The organism is Hallella multisaccharivorax DSM 17128 (genome assembly GCF_000218235.1).
Taxonomy (GTDB): domain Bacteria; phylum Bacteroidota; class Bacteroidia; order Bacteroidales; family Bacteroidaceae; genus Prevotella; species Prevotella multisaccharivorax.
On sequence record NZ_GL945017.1, the window covers coordinates 3,074,042 to 3,100,096 of the forward strand.

The following is a 26,055-nucleotide window of genomic DNA, read 5'->3' on the forward strand; positions in this document are numbered from 1 at the left end:
TAGAAAATAATACAATTTTTATTTGTGGAGTTAATAGATAATTATTAATTTTGTAGCGATTTATAACCAAAAACTAATAATATTCTTTATGAAAAAGGAAAAACCTTTGTTCAGCATTGGCCTGATGCTCTTAGGTTTAACCGTCTTTGCCGGGACAGCGATGGCCGTGCCATACAGCCCGATGAAGGGGGTGGCCTCTGTGCAGCAAAACGTTAGTCAAAACTGTAATGGTGTGATCGTTGACGATACCGGCGAACCCGTTATCGGTGCTTCGGTCACTGTAAAAGGCACACATAATGGTGCTGTGACTGGTGTTGATGGTAGATTTGCTCTGAGCAATGTGCCGGCCAACGCGACCTTGATCATCACTTATGTAGGCTTCAACACGCAGGAGGTGACGTGGAAAGGCAGTGCGCTGAAGATTAAACTGACCGAAAATCAGCAGTCTATCAATGAGGTTGTTGTTGTGGGTTATGGCACTCAGAAGAAAGCTAACCTCTCTGGTTCCGTCTCTCAGATCACAGGAAAAAGCCTCTCTGACCGACCTATTAACAATGTTACTTCAGGCTTACAAGGATTGATGCCCGGAATCACGGTTACCGGTACCAACGGTGCGCCTGGTATGGACGGCGGAAATATTCGTGTACGTGGTGTGGGAACACTCAACAATGCCAGCCCCTATATTTTGGTGGATGGTATCGAAACTTCTAATATTAACTCCCTTGATCCACAGGATATTGAGAACATCTCAGTGTTGAAGGATGCTGCTTCTGCTGCTATCTATGGTTCGAAGGCCTCCAACGGTGTCATCCTCATTACGACGAGGCGTGGTTCGAGTGGTAAACCCCGTGTGAGCTACAGCAGTTATTATGGTATTTCTAATGCCACAAAGCTTATGGACCGAATGAATTCGGCTGACGCCGCAACCTATTACAACCTTGCTTTAAAGCGTGCGGGTAAGACTCCTGCATTTACTGATGAGGATATTCAGAAGTTCCGTGATGGCTCTGACCCCTATGGACATCCTAATACTGATTGGTATGACCTGGCTTATAAGACCGGTTTCCAACATCGTCAGAGCGTGAACGTCACGGGTGGCAACGAGTTTGCTAAGTATATGGCTTCTGCGGGCTATCTCAAGCAAAGTAGTATTCTGCCCAATGCCGGCCGCGAGCAGTTCAATGCTCGTACTAATCTCGACATGAATCTTTCTAAGAGCATCACTGCGCATATTAATCTCAGCTATATTCACAACAACTATAGTGATGCCAGCAGTGCTTATTATGGAGGAAGTAGCGACCAGATCGTGCGCCTGTTGAATCGTATTGCTCCTTGGGTGGTTAATAAATATGAGGACGGTTCCTATGGTACTATCTCCGACGGTAATCCAATGGCATGGCTTGATTCTGGCATGAAGGTAAAGCGCAATAATCAGAATTTCAGCGGATTGCTTGGTTTGGATTGGCAGATTTATAGTGATCTGAAGCTCACTGTGCAGGGGGCTTATGTGGATAATTCGCAGCGCTACGAGTATTTCCAAAAGTTTATCCAGTATAATTCCAATAAGGCTTCTGAGCCGAACAAGCTGAGTATTGGCAACTATGAATGGCATCGTACCAACTTTGATGCTTTCCTCAATTACGCTAAGAGCCTTGCCGACCATCATTTCAAGGGTATGGCAGGCTGGCATACGGAGCGATTCAAATACAATGAGGACTGGACCAACCGCAAAAAGTTCCCTAACAACGATCTCACGGACATGGATGCTGGTGATGCTTCTACACAGACCAACAGCGGATATACGCGTGAGCTGACTATGGTGAGCTGGTTTGGCCGCCTGAACTATGACTGGAACGACCGCTATCTCTTCGAGGCCAACATCCGTGGCGATGCGTCTTCACGCTTTGCAAAAGACCATCGATGGGGTTATTTCCCCTCCTTCTCAGCAGCATGGCGTATCAGTGAGGAACCGTTCATGGCAGGAACGAAGGGCTGGCTCGATAACTTGAAGCTGCGTGCTTCTTGGGGACGCTTGGGCAATCAGAACGCGTTGAGCGATGGCAATCAGAACGCGTTGAGCGACTATTATCCTTGGATGAATACCTATAATCTTGGGGCAAACTATCCGTTCGATGGTGTGCTGAATGCAGGTTATTATCAAAGCTCCTATCACCTTTCCACCATTTCGTGGGAGAAATCCACTTCGTATGGTGTAGGTCTCGACTTTGGCCTATTCCGTGATCTGACAGGAAGCATCGACGTCTACAGCCGCAAGACCACAGGAATCATCATGAGTGTCGCTACGCCTGCTGAGTTCGCACTCGGTGCTTATAAGGATAATATTGGTGCTATGCGTAATACCGGTGTGGAGGTTTCATTGGCCTACAACCATCGTTTCGGAAAGGATTTTGGTCTCAATATCAGTGGAAACTTCGCTTATAACAAAAATAAGATTCTTGACTTAGGTCTTGATGCTCAGGGGAATCCTGTTGAGTATATCTCCAATGGCAACATGAGACAGGCTGTCGGTCACCAGTATAACACTTTCTATATGTATCACTGGACCGGCAAGTACTTCAACTCTCAGGAAGAAGCTGATGCTTTTACCAAGAAGTATGGCAATCCCTTTGGCAAGAAGTTTATGGCTGGTGACCTTATCTATGCTGACACCAACAACGACGGCACACTCGATGGCAATGATCGTATCTATGAGTCTACATCCGATATGCCGAAGTTCACGTATGGCTTCAACATTGGAGCTACTTGGAAGAATTTTGACCTGAGTACGGTATGGCAGGGTGTTGCCGGTGTGCGTCATGTCTACAACCGTGAGGTGCTCGGTGAGTTTGTCGGTGATTCCGGTCATCCTTCTACCTATTGGAAGAAAGCATGGACTGAGGATAACCATGATGCTAAGATGCCACGCGTCTTTGAAACCGGCACTAGCCCCAGTGATATGATGGTTGCCATGTCTGATTTCTGGCTCTGGAATACCAGTTATCTTCGTCTGAAGACTCTGCAATTCGGCTACAGTCTGCCCAAGACCCTGCTCAACCGCATCGGACTGGAGCGCGTACGCGTCTACTATAGCGGTGAAAACCTGCTCACTATCGACGCTCTTGGCTTCAATACTGACCCCGAGACTACCAGTGAGCGCGGTTCTTCGTATCCTCTTATTCGCTCTCATTCCATCGGTCTTAACATCGTATTCTAATTGTCATACATCCATATATCATAGAAATGAAAAATCTGAAATATTATATTCTCGCAGGTACTGCCGCTTTCTCGCTAACCTCCTGCAATGATTTCCTGACGACTTCGCCCAAGGATGCCATGACACCCGACATGACCTGGAAGACCCAGGACGATGTGTCGAAGTTTCTAACAGGCTGTTACGATGGATTCGTTTCCTCTTACGAGGTGACTTATTGGGATGCCACATCTGACTTTGCCTATGGCAATTTCCCTTGGGAGGGCTTCCGTAACATTGGAAATGGTACATTTACGGCCAGCGATCCAGGCTATTCTATGTACGACTTCACTATTATCCGCCGCTGCAATACATTGCTTGAAAATGCGGAAAAGGCCTCCTTCTCTTCGGACGCTACTAAGAAGGACTTGCTGGCACAGTGCCGATTCATTCGTGCCTACCGCTATTTTATCCTGACCGAGTGCTACGGTGACGTGCCTATCATTGATAATTTCCAGACGGCACAGGAGGCTCAGGTGCCCCGCAAGGCGCAGGCAGAGGTGCATAAGTACATTATGGATGAGTTGAACGCCATCATTCCGGACCTTAATGCTGCGCCGTCACAGCGCGGACGCGTGGCCAAGGGCGCCGCCTGTGCCCTTAAGATGCGCCTGGCGCTCTACGATGGTGACTTTAAGACGGCGAAGGATGCTGCACAGGCTATCATTGACCTTGGACAGTACAGTCTTGATACTGACTATTCCAACCTCTTCAAGGTGGAAGGACAGACATCTCCAGAGATCATTCTCGCAGCGCAGGGGCTGACCAATACCTACAGCCTCGACATGTCATACTATTTCCCGAACAGTGTTGGTGGCTGGTCATCGGTGGTGCCTACACAGCAGTGTGTGGACAACTATGAGATGGCAAATGGCAAGGCGATTGATGAAGCGGGCAGTGGTTACGACCCTGTGCATCCCTTCCACGGTCGTGACCCACGCTTTGCCATGTCGGTCATCTATCCCGGTTGTGACTGGAACGGGAAGGTGTTCAACTCGCTTGATAAAGAGATTGAAGGTAAGAAGAACCCCGATTATTCTACCAACGCTGACAATGCCACTAAGACTTGCTACAACTGGAGAAAGTATGCTGATGGTTTAGGTCAGTATGCAGGTGGCTATACCAATGCCAACATTGCGGCGATCATCTTTCGTTATGCGGAGGTACTGCTGACTTGGGCAGAGTGTGAGAACGAGCTCAACGGCCCGTCAGATGAGGTTTACAACAAGATTGACCAAGTGCGTGCACGTGTTGGCATGCCCAAAGTGGACCGTACGAAGTACAGCACGAAGGAGATGCTTCGCGAGCTCATTCACCGTGAACGCGGCAGTGAGTTTGCAGGAGAGAGCATCCGCCGATACGACATTCTGCGCTGGAAGACCACCGACGGCAAAATGCTGGCTGAGAAGGTACTCAATGTGAAGCTCAATCGTATCACCGGCACCCTCATCAACAGTGCAACCAAGAGCGATGCCGATCCTACCATGCGTGCCACTGTTGACCCTACCAAGACCGATTTCATCGAGGACCGTGGGTTCAAGGACTTTAACAAGCTTTTCCCCATTCCTCAGGACAATATTGATAAGAATCCTAAACTGAAGCAGAATCCTGGTTACGGAGCTAAGTAAACCAACGGAAAGACAACTGTTGGGTTGCACTATGAAGTGACCTTGACCTGTAAAAAAAGACGCCATGCCGTTATTTGGCATGGCGTCTTTTTCGATCTTTCCATTATTGATGCTGTGAAGTCTATGGCTATGTCCGGCGTACCTCCTACTGCTGCCCGCCGCCATAGAGTATGCCACTGACAGTAACATGGGTGGTGGAAGGATTCTTTCTGACGAACAGCCTGTTCTTCTCTCTTTTCCTTTACGCTGTAATCGCAATGTGTTTACAGTGTAAAGGCGGCGTCACCAAGAACGCTATCGTGTATTTGTCTCATTCCCATTCAAAATCGTGTCAGCCTAACTCGGCCTGCATTTTCTTGGCCAACTGCTGTGCCTCTTCCATGGTTTTTGCCTCGGAGTAGATGCGGATGATGGGCTCTGTGTTTGATTTGCGCATGTGAACCCAACAGTCAGGGAAGTCGAGCTTGACGCCATCGATATCGGTGACTTTCACGCTGCTGACACCTTCGTACTTGCGTTTCACGCGGTCGAGGAGTGCGTCAACATCCGTTCCCGGTTCCAGGTCGATGCGATTCTTTGCCATGAAGTAGTTAGGGAATGACGCACGCAGCTCGGAGGCCTTGCAGCCTTTTTGCGCCATGGAGCTGAGGAAGAGCGCGATGCCCACCAGTGCGTCGCGGCCATAGTGGCTCTCGGGGTAGATCACCCCGCCATTGCCTTCGCCGCCAATGACGGCATGCACCTCCTTCATCTTCGTCGTGACATTGACTTCGCCCACGGCAGCCGCGAAATACTGGCAGCCATGCTTCTCGGTGACGTCGCGCAGGGCACGTGTTGACGACAGGTTGCTCACCGTTGTGCCTTTTACATGGTCGAGGACATAGTCGGCAACGGTGACGAGCGTGTATTCCTCGCCGTACATTTTGCCGTTTTCCTGGATGAAAGCGAGGCGGTCTACATCAGGATCTACAACAATACCGAGGTCGTAGCCACCCTTTCCCACCTCTCCCATGATGCCGCCGAGGTTGCGCTCAAGCGGTTCGGGGTTGTGGGCAAAGTCGCCGTTTGGCGTACCGTTGAGGAAGTGATGCTCCACGCCTAAAGCGTCGAGGAGCTGCGGCAGAATGATGCCACCGACAGAGTTGATGGAGTCTACGCAGACATTGAAGTGTGCTCTGCGGATGGCATTGGTGTCGACAAGCCGCAGGTTGAGCACTGCGTCAATATGGCGTTGATTATAAGTGTTGTCCTCCGTATAGTGTCCAAGATGATCTACGTCGGCATATTCAAAGTCCTCCTTCTCGGCAATGGAAAGCACCTCGTTGCCGTCGGCTTTGGTGAGAAACTCACCTTCTTGATTCAGGAGTTTCAATGCGTTCCAGTGACGGGGATTGTGGCTTGCGGTGATGATGATGCCGCCGGCAGAATGGCTCATGCGCACAGCGAGCTCTGTCGTAGGAGTAGTGGCCAGCCCGATGTTGATGACATCGTAGCCCATGCCCATGAGCGTGCCGCATACTACGTTCTTCACCATCTCGCCGGAGATGCGCGCATCGCGCCCCACGACGATGGTGTTACTGTCCGATTGCTTTGAACGGCGGATAAAGGTAGCGTAGGCTGTCGTGAATTTCACGATGTCGAGCGGATTGAGCGTGTCGCCCGTGGGGCCGCCTATTGTGCCGCGAATACCAGAAATAGACTTAATGAGTGTCATGTATTTAGTTGATGAGTTAATAGTCAAAGAGTTGATGAGCTGATAGCTGATGGCTCACTGGACTTTTGATTCATGATTCGGGGAACCGGCTCCGCGCCATTTGTGAGACCTTTAAATGCCTCTCTCGAAAGTGATGTCGTACAGGCAGGGGTACACACTTCGAAAAGCATAGGTCTGTCCGAGGTCATGGGGTACGATGAGACGCACCTTTGCCGGCTCGTCGTCAGGATTGACAAATCGCCCTATATTGATGTAGGGCAATACTGCCAGCCACCCACTGGGAATGGCTGTCGTGCCATAAGCAAGATTCATCAGGCTTGTCGCTTTCTCGAAACTGCCTGAAAACGTACCCGAATTATTGGTTACGTTCATCACCTCCACATAGCGATAATAGTAGGGTGAGATAGTATTGGAGAGCTGGATTGAATCGGTGAGCAGGTTGCGCTCAGTGTAGCGGCACAGCACGCGTGCCGACTCGCCTGCAGCAATGGGCTTGCCTGCACCCTTACGTACGATCTGCATATACAGCCCGCTCGACTCAAAGAGCACGAATTGGTTTTTATTAGCATCGGTCGTATAGTTCTGTTGGCGGAACTGATCCTCACTGATGACATTGACTGACGAGTCGGCAATGTAAGCGTTGATGGCGCTACGCTCGCGCTTCACTCGGTCGGCATAGGTCTGGTCATCGTGGCAGGCTGTAAACAGGGTTGCGGAAATCAGCAGCAGTGAAAGGAAGAGCCCCCCTCTGAAGTGAGTCTTGTTATGTCTTGGCTTCATAGTCAATGGAAATGTATTTGCTTGCAAAGTTAATGATTTAATTTCTAATACCGCTACTATTTTATTTATTGTTGACATTTCAAAGCGATGAAAAAACACGTGATTCGTTTTTTTCTGGCTTTCCCTTGGAAAAGACGGGGCAATGCGATTACGGCGTAGAGGCAATGCGATTACGGTGTAGAGGCAATGCGATTACGGCGTAGAGGCAATGCGATTACGGTGTAGAGGCAATGCGATTACGGCGTAGAGGGAAACGAGAAAGGCGATCCAGTGGACCGCCTTTCTGTGATATCAATTTTGATTAGTTCCTAAATGGCCATGGCGTAATGCGTTTGGTCACTTTGATGACATTCTTTGGCTCGTTTTCATCAGTCATGATGATGTATTCCGGATGCTTAACGTCATTGGTCTTGAGCCGGAAGTGGCGCGGCTTGGTCCATGCAAACGGACGGACGATATATTCGTAGCCGTAGTACTTTACATAGTAATTGCCATTGAGCACGTTGTGTGCGGGCGCATAGGTCAGTTCTATTTCGTCGTCGCCTATGAGCGTGTAGGTCATGGCAAGCGTACCCCACCAGGTTGCGCTGCCGTCGTAACTGCCGAAGCTCAAACCAAAGTTTTTACCGTAAGATGAGTCGAATTCATAGAGGCCGAGGATGGCATATTGTGTTTCTTCGTTGTATTTATTCTGGTATTTTTCCTTGCTCACATCCCAGTTCGACTGTCCGAAGGCTCCGAGATTACTGTAGGACACATTCCACGCGCCAAGAACAAACTGCTCATTGATAGGCGGAATAATCGGAATAAGGACTATGCTCTTGTCAGCCGGATCCAGCCATTTGCCGTCCTGGGAATAGGTGAAACCGGTGACGGTCTTGCCACGGAAGGTGACTGGCTGGTAGAGGACATAGCCTTTGGGCGTGACGGTGAAAGGCATGTAAATGTCCTTGCCCGTCTTCTTGTCGGTAACGGTAAGATAGTTGTAGGTCATTGAAGCCCGCATGGTATCGTTGTCCACCACGAGTGCATAGTTGTTGAAGCTCTGCATGGAATCGACCACTTCCATGGTCTGTTTGTAGTAGTCAGCCCATGACTTGGCGTCGTTCATGGGGATCATTACGATGCGATCGCCGTGCTTCTTGCCGGTGAGGATGACAGAGTCCTTGGAGGCGGAGAGCACACGAAACTCCAGGTCGCCTAAGAATCCTTTGCCCAGCGTGCCATAATCGGGGTTGCTCGGGTCGGAGTAGTAGTGGAAGATGGGGTTGTACTCGTCGAAGGACAGCACTGTGCCGGAGCTTTGTTCTATTTTGTAGTGTGAGGTGAAAGTGCTGTCAGGGCCGAAATGCTGGCTGGCCACGGTAACTTTTGATTTGTCAAACTTGCACCACACGTTGTAGCCGCCATAGCTCAGTTTGCCATAGTAGTGCATGATCCATCCCGCCGGCTGGCTGGCCAGCACTTCCTGTGTTTGGGCGATGTCCTTGGCGGCGCGGTTGGCGGAGGAGTCGTCGAAGACATCGTCCACCTTCGGAGTGCAGGCCGCGAAAAGCAATGCCACTGCCGATATAAAACCTAAACAAAATATCTTTCTCATAAGAATTGTCGGTATTAATTGTTATTACTTCAGATGGCGCAGGTCGAGTGTGGAGACTTCTTGCGAGCGTCTCAGGACGATGGCGCGCAGTTTGTCCATGTCGATATCCCATTGGTTCTTGAAATAGTCTTTCACAATGCCGAGCTTGGCCATGAGGGCATTGTAGCCGCTGTAGTCATAGGTAGGCAACTTCTCCTTTGTCTTCTTGTCGATGGTGAAGACCGTGTCGCCATTCTCATCAAATTTCACAGCGATGGTCCGGCTAACGAGCTTGTCCCATGCCTCTTTAGTGTGTGTGACGTAGGTGGAGTAGATCTCGGCGAAGTCCTCGTTGTACTCTTTGGAAGCATAGCCACTGACGAAACCCTTAGCCGGTGCGTTAACATCCTCGACATTGATCCAGTTGGAAGCCTGATAGTCGGCTGTGGAGATGGTCTGGAACTCAGTGCTGTAGTTCTTCTTTTGTGTCAGGATATGACAGAACTCATGATGCATGGTGTGGAAGAACCAGTAGTTGAGGTCGATGGGGACCGCTCCGGTGTCAGGTTGTGGGCTGTCGACATCGATCACAGGGTGGTCGATATCGATGTTATTCACGCGGAACAGCGTCACCTTTACGCCACCCTCAGCGACACCAAGTACGATGCTACCATCTTCGGAATACTGCGGTGAGCCGATGAGCTGGTAGACTCGTGGGCTATAGATCTTGAGGAAGTCCTTCCCCATGAGCTCTGTGTAGGCGTCCATCCACACGTGCTTAACCATCATGGCCAGTGCTACCGACTTGTTGTAATCGGCGGGCACGACGTTATACCAGCTGGAGGTCTCCTTGTCGTTGTAGCGGTAATAAAACCGGATATTGTAGGGATCGGTGAAGTTGGCTTTCGTCCACCTGTCAAGCTCCGTGCTGTCGTTGGCCTCTTTGGTGTCGGTGAAAATGCTCTGACTGCTGAGGTCGTCTTCGGAGCATGCCACCGTCAGCATGGTAGTCAAGCCTATGATAATGATTTTTGAATATTTCATTGTGTCTGAAAATGAAAGAGTTAATGAATCTGCTGGTAATGATCAGCCAGCGTGGTCTTGACTCACTTTACCTTGGGTTGGCCTCCAGTCCGGCATTGATCACATCTTCTGGCAACTGGATGGCACCACGCTTGTCGGCTGCATGGAAAATGATGGGATCTTCTCCATCAAGGAAGTGGGTAAATTCGATGCCGTATCGCTTGATGTCGACGAAGCGCTGTCCCTCTCCCCAAGTCTCAAGACGGCGCAGATGCAGAATGAGCTGGATGAAGTTTTCCTGCTCTCCCGCCTCGACGGTGAAGCCCTGTGGGTGCAGCACCTTTTTGATTGTGCGCTGTGAGTTGGCCGTAGGCGTCACCTCAGAATAGTGAATAGCGTTGATGAAGTCGTTCAGACTTTGCTCAGTAAGCTGTATGCGCTTTATAATTTGATGGTTGCTATTCTCATAAGTCTCTGAGCAATGGGAGGTGATCCATGCGTTGATGTCTTCCAAGGCATGTGCGTAGTCTTTCTTCATGGCATAAGCTTCGGCACGTACCAACAGCGTTTCCTCAGCCGAAAAGGCAGGGAAGACGATATGCGCGTAGCCTGTATAGTTCACCTTATCGGTAGTCTCGAAGAACTCCTCTACCTTGGGAAAGTACATCTGTGCGGCATTATAGTTGAATAATTTATGTGAATACACCAGCGTGTTATTATCTGATCCTGAGCCCCACGGACCTCGAGCCCAGAATGTCTCCCTAATGCAGATGTCGCGATTGTGGCCATAGCGACGGTAGCTGGAGCTCCATGTCAAGGCGCGTGAGCATGAGGAATAGGCCGTCAGAATGAGCAGATTGGCATTTTCATTCGATTTGACATAAGAGTTCTGCAAGTCTTTGGGAGACATCTGAAGGAATGGTGAAAAGTCGCGTAGCTTCTTGGCAGGATTGGATCCCAACACCTTTGAAGCATACTCGATGGCCTTGTCGTAGTTGTGAATCATCAGGTTGAAGCGTGCTGCGAAAGCATAGGCCGCTCCGAGGTTGAAGTGGTATTTTGGCGTAGTCATGTAGCTCTCGCTCACGTGGGGCAGGGCGAACTCGATGTCGCGGTTGATATTGTCGTAGAGTTGTCGCAGCGTGCCGCGTTCATACTTGGTGTTGACATCCTGCTCCGGCTCCTTGGGATAAGGCAGTCCAAGGTAGACATCGGCTGAGTCGGGGTTGTAATTCATGCAGAAAATGGTGGCAAGCTGATACATATTGTATGCTCTGCAGAGTGAGGCTTCAGCGTATTCAGCAGGATAATCGGTTGAATCGCCCATGGCTTTCAGGTCGGCAATCGCCTCGTTGGCAGTGCCCACGCGGTAGTAAAAGCGGTTCCACAACGTGTAAGGATCGTCATTTCCCTGTGTCTCCACAGGCTTGAATCGGTACATTTCGTCCTGATTGGGTTGGAAAGAGTACTGTGATCCGTTGTCGGTGACATTGTCGGAGCTCATTTCAAAGATAAAGTTGGGCACATGATCGGGGTATGCTGAGCTTAGCAACTTCTCCACCTTCTCCCTTGTGTTGACCACTGCGCGGTCATCGGGAAGCTTGTCCAAATAATCGTTGCAGGCCGTCAGGGTGCAAAGCGAGAGCAAACCTGTAAGTGTATATAGACTTGATTTGAATTTCATAGTTATAAGACAATTTTTCTAAGACATGAATAATAGTCACTCTCAAAAGCCATCACAGACCGAGTTTCAGCGTGAATGTGAGCTGCCGTGCCATAGGCACAGCCACGCCGCCAGCGTTGAAAAACTCAGGATCTTGTCCGTTCAGCTTTTTGTCGGCATAGAGCAGGAAGAGATTAGTGGCCTGCAGCTTCATGCTTAAACTACTCAAACGGATGGCGTGGACCCATTTCTGTGGAAAGTCGTAGGCCAGCGAGATCTCTTTCATGCGGATGAAATCGCCCTTGGCCACGCGTGCTGTGGAGAGGTTGTAGGCGTTGTAGGCATACGACAGTCGCGAGGAATTGTTGTAAATACGCAGATCAGCGATGACGGGTATATCGGTCCGTTTCTCATCTCCTGCTTTGGTCCAACGGTTCTTAAACTCCTTTGGCATGGCGTTGAGGTCTGAATACCAGGCCCAGAAGGCTTGGTCAAGACGGATTTTGTTGCCGAAACTGTAGGTGGCGAAAACGATGAGATGCCAGTTCTTGTAGGTGAATGTGTTGCCCAGCGAACCGGTAATCGTTGGCTCTGTGGGGCCTTCATAGACCAGGTGATCCTTTACTTGGGTCTGAAAGTTGATGTCATCTACGGTCACATTGCCGTCTTGATTGATGAAGGTGGGTAGTCCTTTATTATTCAGACCCCGGAAATCGAGGCTGAATAGGGCACGATGGGGATAGCCCACCATGGTGAAGCCGTTGCCAGTAATAAGGTCGATGATGCGCGTGTCAGTATCAAGGGAGGTCACTTTTGTCTTATAGTGTGAGAAAATAAAGTCAGTGCTCCACTGAAAGTTCTTGTTCAGGATATTCTTTGTAGATATGGAGAGCTCTTCTCCGTGTGAGCTCATGTCAGCCACATTGGCGTATTTCGTGATGCTTCCGCCTACACCTGTGGTACGCTTCGGACCAATAAGGTCGAAGTTTTTGCGCGTCCAGAGGTCGAAAGTGAGACTGATACGGTCGTTGAGGAAACCAGCGTCGAGACCTACATTCAACTCGTGCTTCTTCTCATAGGTGAGGTCAGGGTTGGCAAAGTCATAGACATAGAGGCCGGATTCCTTGTCATTGGCAAACGGACGATAGGGATTATAGCTTTCGATGATAGGCGCTGCATTGGTCGAAGCGGGGTCTTGGCCTGTCAAAGAGTAGGATGCACGCAGGGTCAATGTGGAGAGAGCGCCCTTGAAAGTCTTGTCAAACCAAGGCTCCTCATGGGCATTCCATGAGCCGGAGACGTTCCACGTTGGCAGCCATCGTGCTGAGGTGCTTTTGCCCAGGCGGTTGCTGCCCTCATAGCGCTCTGTGAAATTGAGGTTGTAGCGATGCTTGTAAGAGTAGTTGATATAGCCGTAGAAGGAGGCCTTGCGCTCGTAGCCGTTACCTAAATAATAGTAGATATCGTTCTGCTCGCTGGCCTGTTTGAAGTAGTGGTAATCATAGTTGCCGAGTAATCCCATATCGTATTGCGTGCCTACACCGTCGAAATAGCTGGAGAAACGGTTCGTGGTATTGACCTCCATACCGTAGAACAGGTTAACGATATGCTCTTTCTCGCGACCGAAAGCATCGTTATAGTTGGCGGTGAAGCGTGCGTCCCAGCCATTCATCTTGTATTTCTGCTCACTGTAGAAACCACCATTTGGTAATACGGAGTTGGGTAACGAGTTGGGTACATCGGGGTCAGTGTAGAGCCATCGGTTTGCATCGCGGATGGTTGCATTGTCCATTGCGCGGTAGGTCTGTGCCATATTGCTGTGCTCTGTCACTCTTGTGGCATCGACGGTTTGTGCGAATTTGTAGTCGATAAGACCTTGAAGCTGTACCTGCATGATAGGCTTATAGGTGAGCTGTGCCTGGTATTTCAGGTCGATCACATCGAGATCCATGAAGTTATTGGCCAGTTCATTTTTGATGTTGAACGGCGCATAGTTGCGCGTGTAGAATATATTGGGATCGAGTGCACGCGAGGTGTTGATGGCATAAGAGTAAGGGTTAATGTCGAAGTCACGGCTTACGGCACCTGTTACAATGTTGATGTTCTGATTGGTCGTGCCAGGCGCGCGCTGTTTGCGGTAGGAGGCATTTCCGATCATGTTGAGCGACAGTTCCTTGCTTAGGTTATAGTTGGCATTGATATTGGCCGTAAGGCGCTTTACTTTGCTCTGAAGCGTCCATCCCGGATCATTCATAAAAGAGAAAGAGGCGTAGTACTGAGCCTTGTCGGTACCCGTACTCATACTGATGGAGTGGTTGCGACTGATGCTATTTGAGAAGAGCTCGTTGAACCAGTTGGTATTGCGATATTCAGCTTGGCGCAGGTATTCTTTCATCGCCTGGTCGGTATTGGCCAGTGCGAACTTCCCCGTGGCAGGATCGTAAGTGTTCATCAGCTGGTACATCTTGCCGTAGACGCCGCTGTCCGAAGAGTTGAGCAGACCGCTGAACGACAGCCAACCATCATTGTAAAGCTCCTTATAGATACCCATTTGCTCCTGCGAGTTCATGATGTTGAACTGGTTGTAGCTGGGTTTGAGGCGCATGGTGTACTCTCCCGTATAGGAAATGTGGTTTTGTCCGGCGTGACCTTTCTTGGTAGTCACCACGATCACGCCCGACATGGCGCGTGCACCATATATAGATGTGGCGGAACCATCTTTTAAAATCTGGAAACTCTCAATGTCGTCAGAGTTGAGTCCTGCGATGGCTGAGGAGATGAGGGTCTTGGCGTCACCAGAGGAGAGCTGGTCGGCATCTACGGAAGTGACGTCTTCCATGATGACACCGTCGACCACCCACAATGGCTTCGAACTGCCGTAGATAGAGGTGGCACCGCGCACGCGAATCTTTGGAGCAGTGCCAAAGGTACCGCTAACGTTCTGTACACTGACACCGGCCACACGCCCTTCCAGTGAGCGTGAGATGTCAGCCACACCGTCAAGTTTTGCCTTATCGGCATCGATTTTCGTGGTAGCACCGGTGAAGGTGCGCTTGTCCATCTGCTGCACACCCGTGACGACGACTTCACCGAGCGTCTTGTCATCCGGTACGAGCTCTACACGCATACCCGGCTTGGGCTGCAAAGTCTGCCGCTGCATGCCGATATAAGTGATGGTGATGCGCTTGCCTTTAGGCACTTGCAACGTGAAGCGGCCTTGCGCGTCAGTGATGGTTCCGGATCTCGTTCCCTCAACTATGACGGATGCCCCGATTATGGGCTGTTTATCGTCCTGAGAAATAACGGTCCCAGAGATGTCTGTTTGGGCAAATGCCCCTCCTAAGAATAGGAAAAGGCATGCCAAAAGTGAAAACAGTCTTTTCTGCATAATTCCTTCGGATTAAAATTAAACTGTTTAAATTATAATAAAAAAATATAGCTTCAGACTAAGGTTTAGTATTAATTACCCCATGTTGCAAAATTAATATATTTTTATAACATACCAAATTTTTTGATGGAAAAATATCAGTAAAACTTTGTGGAAAGCGATATTTTTGTACTATTTGCATTAAATATGTGACAGTGTACGCACACAACGGGCAAGTTAGACGCTTTGTTGTAAAGCCTTTTCCGTTAACAGAAAGTATGATAAAATAGTAAATTAATGATAAGTAGTAAATTAATTAGTAGGTATCGTGGAGAAAGAGCATCTTCGTGCAAGAGTAAACCAAGGACTAAATAACAGAGGCGAGATGATGCCTCCGATGGGATCGTATTGTCTCTACACTGTAATGGCATTGCCTCTACACTGTAATCGCATCGCCTTTACACTGTAATCGCATCGCCTTTACACTGTAATGGCATTGCCTTTACAGTGTAAAGGGAAAGGTCGTTCGTATCGTTGCGTAAGCCATGAAAAAAGGAACCCGACTCACACGAGCCAGATTCCACGAAACAAGAGAGAACTTATACCAGCCCAGAACGGACTGATCCTTCTTTTATTCCGGTTATTCTTTTCCACCGGCCCACCAGACGGGATCAGTATAGATGTAGTCGCCTGCATCGTTGCCCGATCCGAAGACCTTGGCTACATTGGGGTTGGACACTACGTCGCTGTTGCCATAGGGCAGGCGAAGCGGCCAGCGGTTTTTCCCACTCACCGTGTTGTTGGGGTTGGTCAGTGCTACGGGATAGCTTCCGTCAAGCGCCTTACAGCGGCGGATGTCGTTGTAGGTCTCAAGTTGTTCGTCACGTGTCTGGGCAAGATACTTCTGCACGAGGGTTTCCTTCAAGGGGTCGGCATCGTACAGTTTAGCCACCTTGTCGAGATATGCATTGGCGGCGTCGTCAGACAGGCTTGCCTCAGCCACACTGCCGCCCTGTGCAAAATAGTCAGAGAGTGAGGCTTTGACACCCTTGCGGAAAGCATCCTCATCCTTCTGTCCCAGACGTGCTTTTACCTCGGTGATGATGAAATAAAGTTCGGAAATGCTCATGACGTGTGATGATGCACCACCATTATCCAGCCATGCAGGGTAATTGACGCCGTCAACCATGCAGGCCAATTCCTTGTCGCCAGGTGCGGCTACCGTGTCAACCTCATTTTCCCCCGGCTTGTAGAAGGCGGCATAGTTGTAGATTACTTCGCGCGGGTCTTTACGTGCTTCCATCAATTTGGTGACTGTAGTGGAACATCCCATGTAATGACGGCTCCATTGGTAGGCCGTCCACGAGTTATTGGGGTTATTGTTGTTGAAAACGCTCAGCGAGCAGCCGTCAAAGCCGGCTGCCAAAGCTGCATTGGCTTCGGTGAGGACCTTGTTCAGGCGTGCCGGTGTCTTATCCGTGGCGTAGGTGCGGAGCAGGTATCGGGCACGGAGTGCATGTACCAGCGCGCCCCATTTTGACACGTCTCCCCCGTAGAGCAGATCTTTAGATCCCACATTCTTGCCGCCAGCAGCGAAGTTGACCTGCGCGGAGTCGAGAAGCTCAAACACGTGGTCGTAGACCTCTTTTTGCGTGTTGATGGCAGGAGTCAGGATACCCTTGAAGCATTCCTTGTAGGGAATGTCTCCGTGCAGGTCGGTCAGTGTGGCCCATCCAATGGCTTCCAAAGTCTGTTCCATGCCTAAAAGGTCTCTCTGACCGGAGTTGGTGCCGCCCTTCTGGCACTTGGCTTTGATATTGTACAGGTTGTTGAGATTGAGGTAGGTGCTGTTCCACTCGTTGTCGAAGGTTGTCGACGCAGCCACTTCGTTGGTCTGCCGCAGCTCGGCATTCTTCATCTGGTTGTTGCCTGTACCGAAAAGTTGCTCCGTGTAAGAGGAGACATACCAGGCATAGTTGCCCTGCAGGGTGCTGAAGACGGTTGACATTTCCGCATCGGTGAGCTGCATGGCACCGTTGGTTATTTTGGTTCCGGGATGCGCCTCGTCGAAATTAATCTTGTCCATTATGTCTTCTGAGCACGAGGATACCGTGATGGCAGCCAGTGTCAATGCAAACAAATATTTCAATTTCATAGAATTGTCCTTTTATTTAACTGTCACGTTTTAGAAAGTTAGCTTGAATCCACCGCCGAAACTGGAGGTGTTAGGCACTGAGAAACGCTCGAAATAGCCGCTCATATTGCCATTACCCTGTGAGCTCTCCGGATCGAGGTCCGGCATTTTCGCCCACACGAGAATGTTACGGGCAAAGCCGTAGACGCTCATGTCGACGCCCAGGAATTTCGGAAGTCGATAGCTCAGTGTCACGTCGCGGAGCTTGAGATAGCTCATGTCATAGATACCGGACTCCGTGACCTGGTTGTAGGCCATGTAATAGTCCTGCTTACTCACCTCAATCGTGTTTTTCTTGCCTGTGGCTTCATCGATTCCGTCGGCGACCATAGTGCCCTCATGATAGGGGAGAGAGGCTTTGGTGGCTCCGAAATAGTTCATAGTCATAATGGTACCGTTGTACATCTTCCCACCTTTCTGCCAGTCGAGTGTTGCCGTGAGGCTCAAACGCTTGTAGCGTGCGGAGAGGTTGTATCCCATGTTGAAGTCGGGGGTGCACTCGCCCAGGTTTACGCTGCTTGCCGTACCCTGTGGCAGACCATTGGAGAGGAGGAGCTCACCGTCTTTGGCGCGCTTGAAGGCAACGCCATAGATATTGGGATAGCTGTATCCTGCCTGCGCACGGATCTGCGGTTCAACGAATCCGCCGAGCATGATGCTTTCAACGCCATTAGCTAACTTCTTGACAGAGCTCTTGGTGTGCGTGAAGTTGACACCTAAAGAAAGATCGACATCGGCTGATTTCAGTATGTCTGCCGTGAGTGACAGCTCATGTGACCAGGTCGTCATCTGTCCGGCATTGGTGCGGAGATACTGGTACCCTGTAGAGCCAGCGGTAGGCACGTCGAAGATTTGGTCGGTGACGTCCTGATAGCTTACTGTGTACTCCATGCGTACGCGGTTGTCGAAGAAGTTGAGGTCGATACCAGCTTCCCAGTTCTTCGTGTTCTGAGGCTTGAGGTTCTGGTCGAATTTCACGTAGTAGGGGGCGTAGGCTGACTGTCCACCGATAGGATAACTGGCAGGGGTGTAGATATACATGCCGCTGCCATAGGAAGGTACATACATGTAGTTGTTGTAGAAGATGCCTGCTTGACCGACCTGTGCGTAGGAGGCGCGCAGCTTACCGTAGGAGAGAATACGGCTGCCTTTCAGCTTGGGCAGCTCGGTGAAGATCCAGCCCAGAGACACGGAAGGATAGAAGAAACTCCGGTTGCCGCGGGGCATGGTGGAGACAACGTCGTTACGCCCCGTCACCGTCAGGTAGAGCATGTCCCGCCAACTGAGTGAGGCCTGACCGAAGACGCCCACTGTGCGCTCCTGCCAGCGGTATTCTTTCCAGCTATTCATGGTTGAGGCGTTGCTAATAGTGGGCTGTCCATAGAAGGCGAGGCCGGAGGCGTCGTAGTCCCACTTGCGCTGGTTCTCATGGTTGAATTCGGTGCCGAGGAGAAGGCTGAAGTCCCAGTCGCTGGCCCATTTGGCAGTGAAGTTGCCCGTTAGCAGGTTGTTGAAGATGTTTTTCTGCATGCCGTAGTTCTCTACCTCACCTTTGGAATTGTAGGCGGAACCTATCTCGGCAATGATGCGGTTGTTAGTGGTATAGGCATCGATACCGGTTTGCTCACGGAAAACGAGATTGTAGTTCTCACCCCAGTTGATGTTTGGACGGAACTCTACATAGGCATTACCAAAGATGCGGTTGGTGTGCTGATAGAACTGATCGTTGTCAGCAAACCAGTAGGGGTTGTTGAAGGATGCGCGGCGGAAGAGCACCTGTGTCGTCGGATCGTTGGGCACATGTGAAGGTGTTCCTTTGAGGTCGTATTCAGAGGGAGCGGAATACACCACGTTGATGATACCACTGTTTGCACCTGGAGCTGATGTAATCTTGATGGCGCTGTAGTTGGCTGAGAATCCAGTTTTCCATTGTTTGTTGACTTCCCAGTCTACGGCGCCGCGCGCACCGGTACGTGTCATGCCCGTTGAGGGGATGATACCTGTCTGGTAGGTGTCGTTGACGCCGAAAGAGTAGCTCATGCCTTCCTTGCGCTGTGAGATATTGAGCGTGGAGTTTTGGGTGAAGCCTGTCCGGAAGAAATCGCCCACATTGTCGTGGGTTGTGGGATAAGTCCAGCCGTCGAGACCGGCCTGTGCGTATTTAGGATTGTAGTACATGCCCTTGTGTGAGTTGAGGTCACCGTTGGTGTGCTTGTTGTTTACGTTGCCGCCATAGGTGGCGTCATTGGCCAGATCTGCGATTTTAGGCCCCCACGACATGGGCGAAGTAGGGTTGTAGGCGCTCACGCCGTTGCCTTGCGCATAGATATCCTGGTGTTCGAACTTGCGGCTTACCGTTGCAGCGCTCAGGTCAGTAGAGAAAGAGATAACAGGCTTCTCGGTGTTCTTGCTGCCGTGTTTGGTGGTGATGAGAATCACACCATTGGAGGCGCGTAGGCCGTAGAGGGCTGAGGCAGCCTGCCCTTTTAGCACGCTGATGCTCTCAATGTCGTCGGGGTTGAGGTCGATGGTGCGGCTGGAGTAGTCGGCACCCGTCACGGAGTCGCCGGTCTTGAAGTCAGGCGTCGATGAGATGGGCATACCGTCGACGACGTAGAGCGGTGTATTGTTGCCGTCGAAAGAGCGGGCACCGCGGATTTGTATCATGGCAGATGCACCCGGTGCACCTGATGACGTGCGGATATCAACACCTGTCAGTTTGCCCTGCATGGCGCTGGCCAGAGAGGAGGTGCCTGCTACATTGAGGTCTTCTGCTTTCAACTCCTGGGCTGCATAACCTAATGATTTTTTCTCATGGGTGATACCCATTGCGGTAACGACGACTTCGTTGAGCGTACGGTCATCTGCCACGAGCTTGATAAGCATCTTACTGCTGGCTTTTAAGGTTTGAGGTTTCATACCTAAATAAGAAACCACTAACTTTGCTCCCGCGGGAGCATTGAGGGTGAAGTGACCGTCTTTGTCGGTCACGGTACCCATCTTGGATCCTTCTATCAGGACAGAGGCTCCAACGATGGGTTGCCCGTCATCCGATGAAGTCACGATACCACTGACTGTAGTCTGTGCCAATGCTGCTCCCATATAGAGGAAGAAGCAGGTTAACAACATCATTAGTCTTTTTTGCATAAACTCTCTCTTTAATAATTAACGTATATATATTTTAAATCTCTCTTGCAATGGAATACAGCTTCACTGGCCCATACTTGAATAACAATTTGAAATAAACTTAAACGTACTACTTATTATTAGTAATAAGAGCTGTTTAAAAAGTATCTTTTTGTTCTTTTTCTATTTTGTTGGCAAAGCTACATGGTTTTTATTAAAGTGTCAAGAAAATGCTGTAAAAATGTTTGCGTTTTGAGTTATATTAACATTTCCGATTGATATATATCAGTTTTAAGGGATAATTATTGGAAATTTAATCCTCGGCCAAGTCATTCAGTGGATGCTCAAAAGATGATAGTGGATGGGTCATAAGGCAGAAAAAGCAGAATGCGGCCCTTGTGGCCGTCCGCGATGGCATTGGCAATTCATGCTGTTGCGAGCGGCGACAAGAGTCGCACCTTTTATGTGGCTGTGCTGACACGGCACCTTTACACAGACGGCAAACTGTCGTCGGATGGATAAAAAAGGTTTAAGGGGAGCCTAAAGGTCAAGATCGAGTTCTATGGGGCAGTGGTCAGATCCATAGATCTCGGTGTGGATGGATGCGCCGGTAATGTGGTCGCGCAGCCTGTCGGACGTGAGGAAATAGTCGATGCGCCAGCCGGTGTTGTGCTCACGGGAACGGAAACGGTAGCTCCACCATGAATAGGTGACCTCGTCAGGATGCAACGCGCGGAAGGAGTCGGTAAAACCGCTGTCAAGCAACGTCGTCATCTTGTCGCGCTCCTCATCAGTAAAGCCTGCGTTGAGATGGTTTGTCTTGGGATTTTTAATGTCTATTTCTTCGTGGGCCACGTTCATGTCTCCACACACAATAACCGGTTTCTTCTGGTCCAAAGCCTGCAGATAGGCGCGGAAGTCGTCCTCCCATTGCATCCTGTATGGCAGCCGGCGGGGCTTTCCGCCCGTGGTTTCTGCTTCCTGAGAGTTGGGCGTGTAGACGCAGACGAGGTAGAACTCTGGCATTTCCATCGTAATGACACGGCCTTCGTGGCCGTGTTCCTCTATGCCCATGCCGTAAACGACGCTCAGGGGCGTATGGCGCGTGTAGATGGCCGTGCCGCTGTAGCCCTTGCGCTCAGCGTAGTTCCAGTAAGATTGATACCCGTCGAACTGCAGATCAAGCTGTCCTTTCTGCATCTTGGTTTCTTGCAGGCAGAAGAAATCGGCGTCAAGGTCCTTGAAATATGCTTCGAAGCCTTTGCTTTTCACGTTACCCTCGTCGTCGGTCTTAGGCTTGACGCAGGCGCGAAGACCATTGACATTCCACGATATGAATTTCATATGAGTTCTGTTTGTAATGTTTCAGATACGTTTTGATTCCCCTCGCAGGAGGCTCATAAACTCTTCACGGACCTTCATTGATTCGAAGACGCCGCTGTAGGCCGACGTGGTGGTGATGCTGTTCTGCTTCTCCACACCGCGCATCTGCATGCACATATGTTTGGCCTCAATGACAACCATGACGCCCTGCGGCTTGAGGGTGTCGTTGATGCAGTGCATGACTTGCTCCGTGAGACGCTCCTGCACTTGCAGGCGGTGCGAGTAGATGTCGATAACGCGCGCTATCTTGCTCAGACCCGTGATGTGGCCGTTGGGGATATAAGCTATATGCGCCTTGCCATAAAACGGGAGCATGTGATGCTCGCACATGGAGAAGAAGTCTATGTCCTTGACGATGACCATTTGGTCGTACTGCTCTTCAAAGAGCGCGTCAGTGAGCACCTTGTGCGGGTCCTGTGTGTAGCCACGCGTAAGAATCTGCATCGCCTTGGCCACACGCATGGGCGTTTTCACCAGTCCCTCACGGTCGGGATTTTCACCCAGCAGCGAGAGGATGGCTTTATAGTGAGTGGCGAGCTCGTCGAGTCCGTCGCGGAATTCTGTCTCTGGATTCATGGGGGTATCTGTTAACTTTTCTAATGAGTTGTCTGTAGTTGCCTGCGGAAGCAAATTCAGTTGAAGACTGTAATCTTTCCTTTTACAATGATGGCAGATTTATAGCCTAATGCTTTCACAGAATGAAGCATTTGTTCGGCCTCTCCGAGGGTACGGTAGTTGCCTACACGGCAAATCCATCTTGGAGAATAGAAGTGTACATAGATGGGTTGGTCGGGGAAGCGCATCTTAATGGCGTTGCCTGCCTGCTGTGCCTTTATCTTGTCAGCGCGGGTGTTGCCTCCGGCGAATGCTTGCACACGGTATCCTGTTACTTTGTGGGCACCGCGCATCACTTTTTTGCGCATGTCGACAGTGGGAATATGCAGTTCATCTTCTGCCGCTTCTTCTGCTGCGCGCTTCTCAGCCGCACTTCTTTCGGCAGCCTGGCGTTTCTCTTCCGCCGCCTTTTCGTCGGCTGCCTTTTCGGTTGCGCGCTTTTGCATGGCAATGGCTTCTTCTATAGCGCGACGGTCTTCATTGGCTTTCTCTGCCTGTTTTTTCTTTTCTTCTTCGGCTTTCTGTCGGTCTCGCAACTTCTGTAGGCTGTCACTCTTTGCCGTTCTATCGCTTTGCGGAGTTGTCTTCACCGTTTGCGGAGCTGTTTTAACGGGTTGAGCAGGGGTCTTCTGCTGTGGTGAAACTGTTTCACTCACATTGCCATTGACAAGGTTGTCGATCTCCTTTGTCTGCGTAATCGTAATTTTCCCTTTCCCTGTCTGCTGTTGACGCAGGTGCTGCGTGAATGTCTGTGCAGATGATGTAAGGGCGACTCCCATGAGTGATAAAAGGAGAATGACAATTCTTTTCATTTTTATGACTGATTGATTGAATGTGTTGGGGTGTTATCAGGGCGGCTTTAACAGCCGCCCCTTTTATTCAGATGACGGGGCGGCTCAAATGAAAAGCCTCCCCGAGATCATTTCTTACAGATTCCCGTTACTTCTTCCAGGCGTCTATGATGCCCTTGAAGTCAGCGGCCTTCAGGGAAGCGCCGCCGATGAGTCCACCGTCGATGTTGGGCTTAGCAAAGAGCTCGGCAGCGTTGCTGGGCTTGCAAGAGCCACCGTAGAGGATGGTCGTGTCCTCTGCTGCCTCTTTACCATACTTGTCAGCAACGATAGTGCGGATATAAGCCAACATCTCTTCGGCCTGATCAGAAGTAGCGGTCTTGCCAGTGCCGATGGCCCAAATTGGCTCGTAAGCGAGCACAATATTCTTCCACTCCTCTGCGGAGAGGTTGAAGACACTGCCGTCAAGCTCAGCCTTAACGACCTCATTCTGTTTGTTTGCCTCACGCTCATCGAGGGTCTCACCGCAGCAGAATATGACCTTCAGGCCGTTAGCCAAGGCAAGCTGTACCTTTTCTTTCAGAATTTCAGGTGTCTCGTGGTAGTACTGACGACGCTCTGAGTGACCAAGAATGACGTACTGGGCTCCTGTTGACTTCACCATGGCAGCTGATACCTCACCTGTATAGGCGCCTTTCTCCTTGTCAGCACAGTTCTCAGCGCCGAGCTCAACTACGTTCCGGTCGAGTACCTGAGCCACACTTGCCAAATGGATGAATGGTGTGCAAATAATCACGCCGCAATTGGGCTTGTCAGCCTTCAGTGTCTCATTGATTTCCTTTGCCAGGGCAACGCCCTCCTGCAGGTTCTCGTTCATTTTCCAGTTGCCTGCAACAATTTTTTTTCTCATAATAGAATAACAATTAATAAAGTGTATGACCTGTTGTTCAGTGTCTATTCATTTTTTTGCTTCTTGAAAGAGGTAAAGAATTTGTTGTTTTCCAGTTTCTTTTCTTCCTCTCTCAGCTTGTCGCCACGCTCTCTGACTTTCCTTTTCACATATTGGGTCCATGCCCACGTCCTGTCCGCAAAGACAAGGAGCAGGAGTGGAATGAAGAACCATAGCACGACCTGCATGATGGTCTTCCCGAGGCTTTTCTTCGGCATGGCGCCGATGTCAAGCTTGGAGAGTGGTGCATTGAGGCTGGCACTTGACGGCAAGTCGTTGTGACTCCACTTCCGGATAATGGTACCGTCTTTCAATAAGAGTAGTCCAGGATTGCTCCGAATGATGGTTTTAAGGGTGGTCTCATCGGTGAAGGCAAAAGGATACTCTGCTCCGGTGATGTCTTCCCAGTGTCGGATGTCCTTTTCTCCGGAGGCTGTGAGACAGTAGAACGGTATTTTCTGCTCCTGACAATACTCGTAGAGCTGGTCGATGTCGCCGAAATTGGAGTCGTCGGCTTGCTCTAAGTGCGGAGAGATGAGCAGGAACACATATCCGCGCGCATTGAGAACGCTGTCGGTGATGTCGTCGCCGTCGGGTTTCTCAATGGAGAAGTCATGGATGGGTGGCACGAATCCGGCCTTTGTCTGTACCGTCTTGGAATCAACAAACTGCCATGAGGAGTCGGGATAGTTGTCGAGTGTGAACGTCTTTCTGACGCCATTCTTCTGCAAAACAAAGGTTGTTTCAAACTCAGGATGCGGTGCACCCTTCGGAATCTCCATACCTTTCTTGATGTTCATGCCGATATGATAGGGGCGGAAGTCAATGAGAGGCAGGTGATAGAGGCAGTGCCCGCTGAGCAGAAGAATGAAAAGGATGGAGTAATTGATGGCGATCCACTGGTTGGAGCGTGAGAGGAAGCGATACATCCTTAGCGGTTGCCATGCCACAACGCAGGAGGCAGCGAGGAGTAGAATATTTTTCAGCAGAGTCTCCACATTGGTCAAGTGGATGGCATCACCGAAGCAGCCGCAGTCTTTTACGGGATTGTACAGTGCTGTCCATATCGTGATAAACGTCATCACGGCCATGTATGCCACGATAAGCTTTGAGATCAGGTGCCGTCGGATGGCGAAGAGTGTGAAGACACCAAGGCAAAACTCCAGCGCGGAAAGCGCGATGGCGGAAAGCAGCGTTACAATGTCGGGGAAATACTGTGCGAGACCCACGGCGGAGAGATAGTCCTGGATTTTGTATTGTGTGCCGATGGGATCCACAGCCTTCACAAACCCTGAGAGTACAAAGGTTGCACCCAAAAGGAAACGGCATACATTGACTGCGACTGTCAAGGCCGCTTCCTTGGCTTTACTGCCTGATTTCTGTGAGCTGAGATATGCCATTACTTCAACAAACGGATGGCTCCGAAGACGGAGTAGTTGATAATGTCAAGCAGATTAGCGTCTATACCCTCAGATGCCACGGCTTTACCGTGTAGGTCTTCCAGTTCCTTGATTCGCGCTATCTTCGTGAGAATGAAGTCGGTATAGCTGCTCACACGCATGTCGCGCCACGCTTCGCCATAGTCGTGGTTCTTTTTTTGCATGAGTGTGAAGGCCTCCTGTGCGAGACTGTCGTACAAGGCGAGAGCTTCTGCGGTATTCATATCGGGATTGATGACAGCGGGATGGGAGAGCTGTATAAGTCCAATGATGCCGTAATTGACCAGTGCCAGAAACTCAGGACGGATGCCTTCGTTGACCAATGCCGAGCCTGTTGTCTCGATGTCACGTATGCGACGGGCCTTGATGAAGAGCTGATCGGTGAGCGAAGTGGGTCTGAGAATGCGCCACGAAGCCCCATAGTCGTGCAGCTTCTTGGCGAAGATGTCACGGCATTCAGCCATGACACTCTTGAATTGCTGGTCTGTATTATGTTCTGCCATAGCCTTTTCTGTCATAACATCTGCAAAGTTACTAATTTTTTAAGAGTGTAT

At 50.2% G+C, this 26,055-nt stretch carries 14 protein-coding genes and 1 pseudogene; 2 read left to right on the top strand and 13 right to left on the bottom strand.

Annotated features, from left to right (window positions below):
• The first annotated feature begins 88 nt into the window (after positions 1–88).
• Both PREMU_RS13040 and PREMU_RS13045 read left to right on the top strand, forming a co-directional pair.
• Entirely contained in the window at positions 89–3,214 is a 3,126-nt protein-coding gene (locus tag PREMU_RS13040; protein ID WP_007575996.1) for a SusC/RagA family TonB-linked outer membrane protein, read from the top strand.
• Between the two features lie 26 nt (positions 3,215–3,240).
• On the top strand, positions 3,241–4,878 hold the full coding sequence (locus tag PREMU_RS13045; RefSeq protein ID WP_007575997.1) for a RagB/SusD family nutrient uptake outer membrane protein: 1,638 nt from the start codon (positions 3,241–3,243) through the stop codon (positions 4,876–4,878).
• A 331-nt stretch (positions 4,879–5,209) separates the two neighbouring features.
• On the opposite strand, the gene glmM is transcribed toward PREMU_RS13045, so the two are convergent.
• The 13 genes and pseudogenes from glmM to PREMU_RS13115 form a co-directional block, all read right to left on the bottom strand.
• The gene (gene glmM, locus PREMU_RS13050; protein ID WP_007575998.1) at positions 5,210–6,592 is read right to left on the bottom strand and encodes a phosphoglucosamine mutase; all 1,383 of its coding nucleotides are present in this window, start codon (positions 6,590–6,592) and stop codon (positions 5,210–5,212) included.
• A gap of 111 nt (positions 6,593–6,703) precedes the next feature.
• Positions 6,704–7,372 carry a BamK family beta-barrel-assembly machinery protein gene (locus tag PREMU_RS13055; RefSeq protein ID WP_007575999.1) on the bottom strand — a complete coding sequence of 223 codons (669 nt, stop codon included), beginning with the start codon at positions 7,370–7,372 and terminating at the stop codon, positions 6,704–6,706.
• A 301-nt stretch (positions 7,373–7,673) separates the two neighbouring features.
• On the bottom strand, positions 7,674–8,972 hold the full coding sequence (locus PREMU_RS14295; protein WP_007576000.1) for a DUF4302 domain-containing protein: 1,299 nt from the start codon (positions 8,970–8,972) through the stop codon (positions 7,674–7,676).
• 24 nt (positions 8,973–8,996) lie between these two features.
• The gene (locus tag PREMU_RS13065; RefSeq protein ID WP_007576001.1) at positions 8,997–9,995 is read right to left on the bottom strand and encodes a zinc-binding metallopeptidase; all 999 of its coding nucleotides are present in this window, start codon (positions 9,993–9,995) and stop codon (positions 8,997–8,999) included.
• Between the two features lie 67 nt (positions 9,996–10,062).
• Positions 10,063–11,658, bottom strand: a complete 1,596-nt coding sequence (locus tag PREMU_RS13070; RefSeq protein WP_007576002.1) for a RagB/SusD family nutrient uptake outer membrane protein — start codon at positions 11,656–11,658, stop codon at positions 10,063–10,065.
• A gap of 52 nt (positions 11,659–11,710) precedes the next feature.
• The gene (locus PREMU_RS13075; RefSeq protein ID WP_007576004.1) at positions 11,711–15,025 is read right to left on the bottom strand and encodes a SusC/RagA family TonB-linked outer membrane protein; all 3,315 of its coding nucleotides are present in this window, start codon (positions 15,023–15,025) and stop codon (positions 11,711–11,713) included.
• 619 nt (positions 15,026–15,644) lie between these two features.
• Positions 15,645–17,159 carry a SusD/RagB family nutrient-binding outer membrane lipoprotein gene (locus PREMU_RS13080; protein ID WP_007576006.1) on the bottom strand — a complete coding sequence of 505 codons (1,515 nt, stop codon included), beginning with the start codon at positions 17,157–17,159 and terminating at the stop codon, positions 15,645–15,647.
• 30 nt (positions 17,160–17,189) lie between these two features.
• Complete coding sequence (locus tag PREMU_RS13085; protein WP_040558475.1) at positions 17,190–20,345, bottom strand: SusC/RagA family TonB-linked outer membrane protein; 3,156 nt, start codon at positions 20,343–20,345, stop codon at positions 17,190–17,192.
• Between the two features lie 519 nt (positions 20,346–20,864).
• On the bottom strand, positions 20,865–21,668 hold the full coding sequence (locus PREMU_RS13090) for an exodeoxyribonuclease III (RefSeq protein WP_007576010.1): 804 nt from the start codon (positions 21,666–21,668) through the stop codon (positions 20,865–20,867).
• Between the two features lie 21 nt (positions 21,669–21,689).
• On the bottom strand, positions 21,690–22,283 hold the full coding sequence (folE, locus tag PREMU_RS13095) for a GTP cyclohydrolase I FolE (protein WP_007576012.1): 594 nt from the start codon (positions 22,281–22,283) through the stop codon (positions 21,690–21,692).
• A 56-nt stretch (positions 22,284–22,339) separates the two neighbouring features.
• Positions 22,340–23,134 (bottom strand): SPOR domain-containing protein, encoded by a 795-nt coding sequence (locus PREMU_RS13100; RefSeq protein ID WP_007576014.1) that lies wholly within the window; start codon positions 23,132–23,134, stop codon positions 22,340–22,342.
• 127 nt (positions 23,135–23,261) lie between these two features.
• Positions 23,262–25,462, bottom strand: a pseudogene (locus PREMU_RS15800) (BT_3928 family protein).
• Positions 25,462–26,004: a DUF1599 domain-containing protein gene (locus tag PREMU_RS13115; RefSeq protein ID WP_040559095.1), complete on the bottom strand. Its 543-nt coding sequence runs from the start codon at positions 26,002–26,004 to the stop codon at positions 25,462–25,464. The pseudogene PREMU_RS15800 and the gene PREMU_RS13115 overlap by 1 nt, the downstream one beginning before the upstream one ends.
• Between the last annotated feature and the right edge of the window lie 51 nt (positions 26,005–26,055).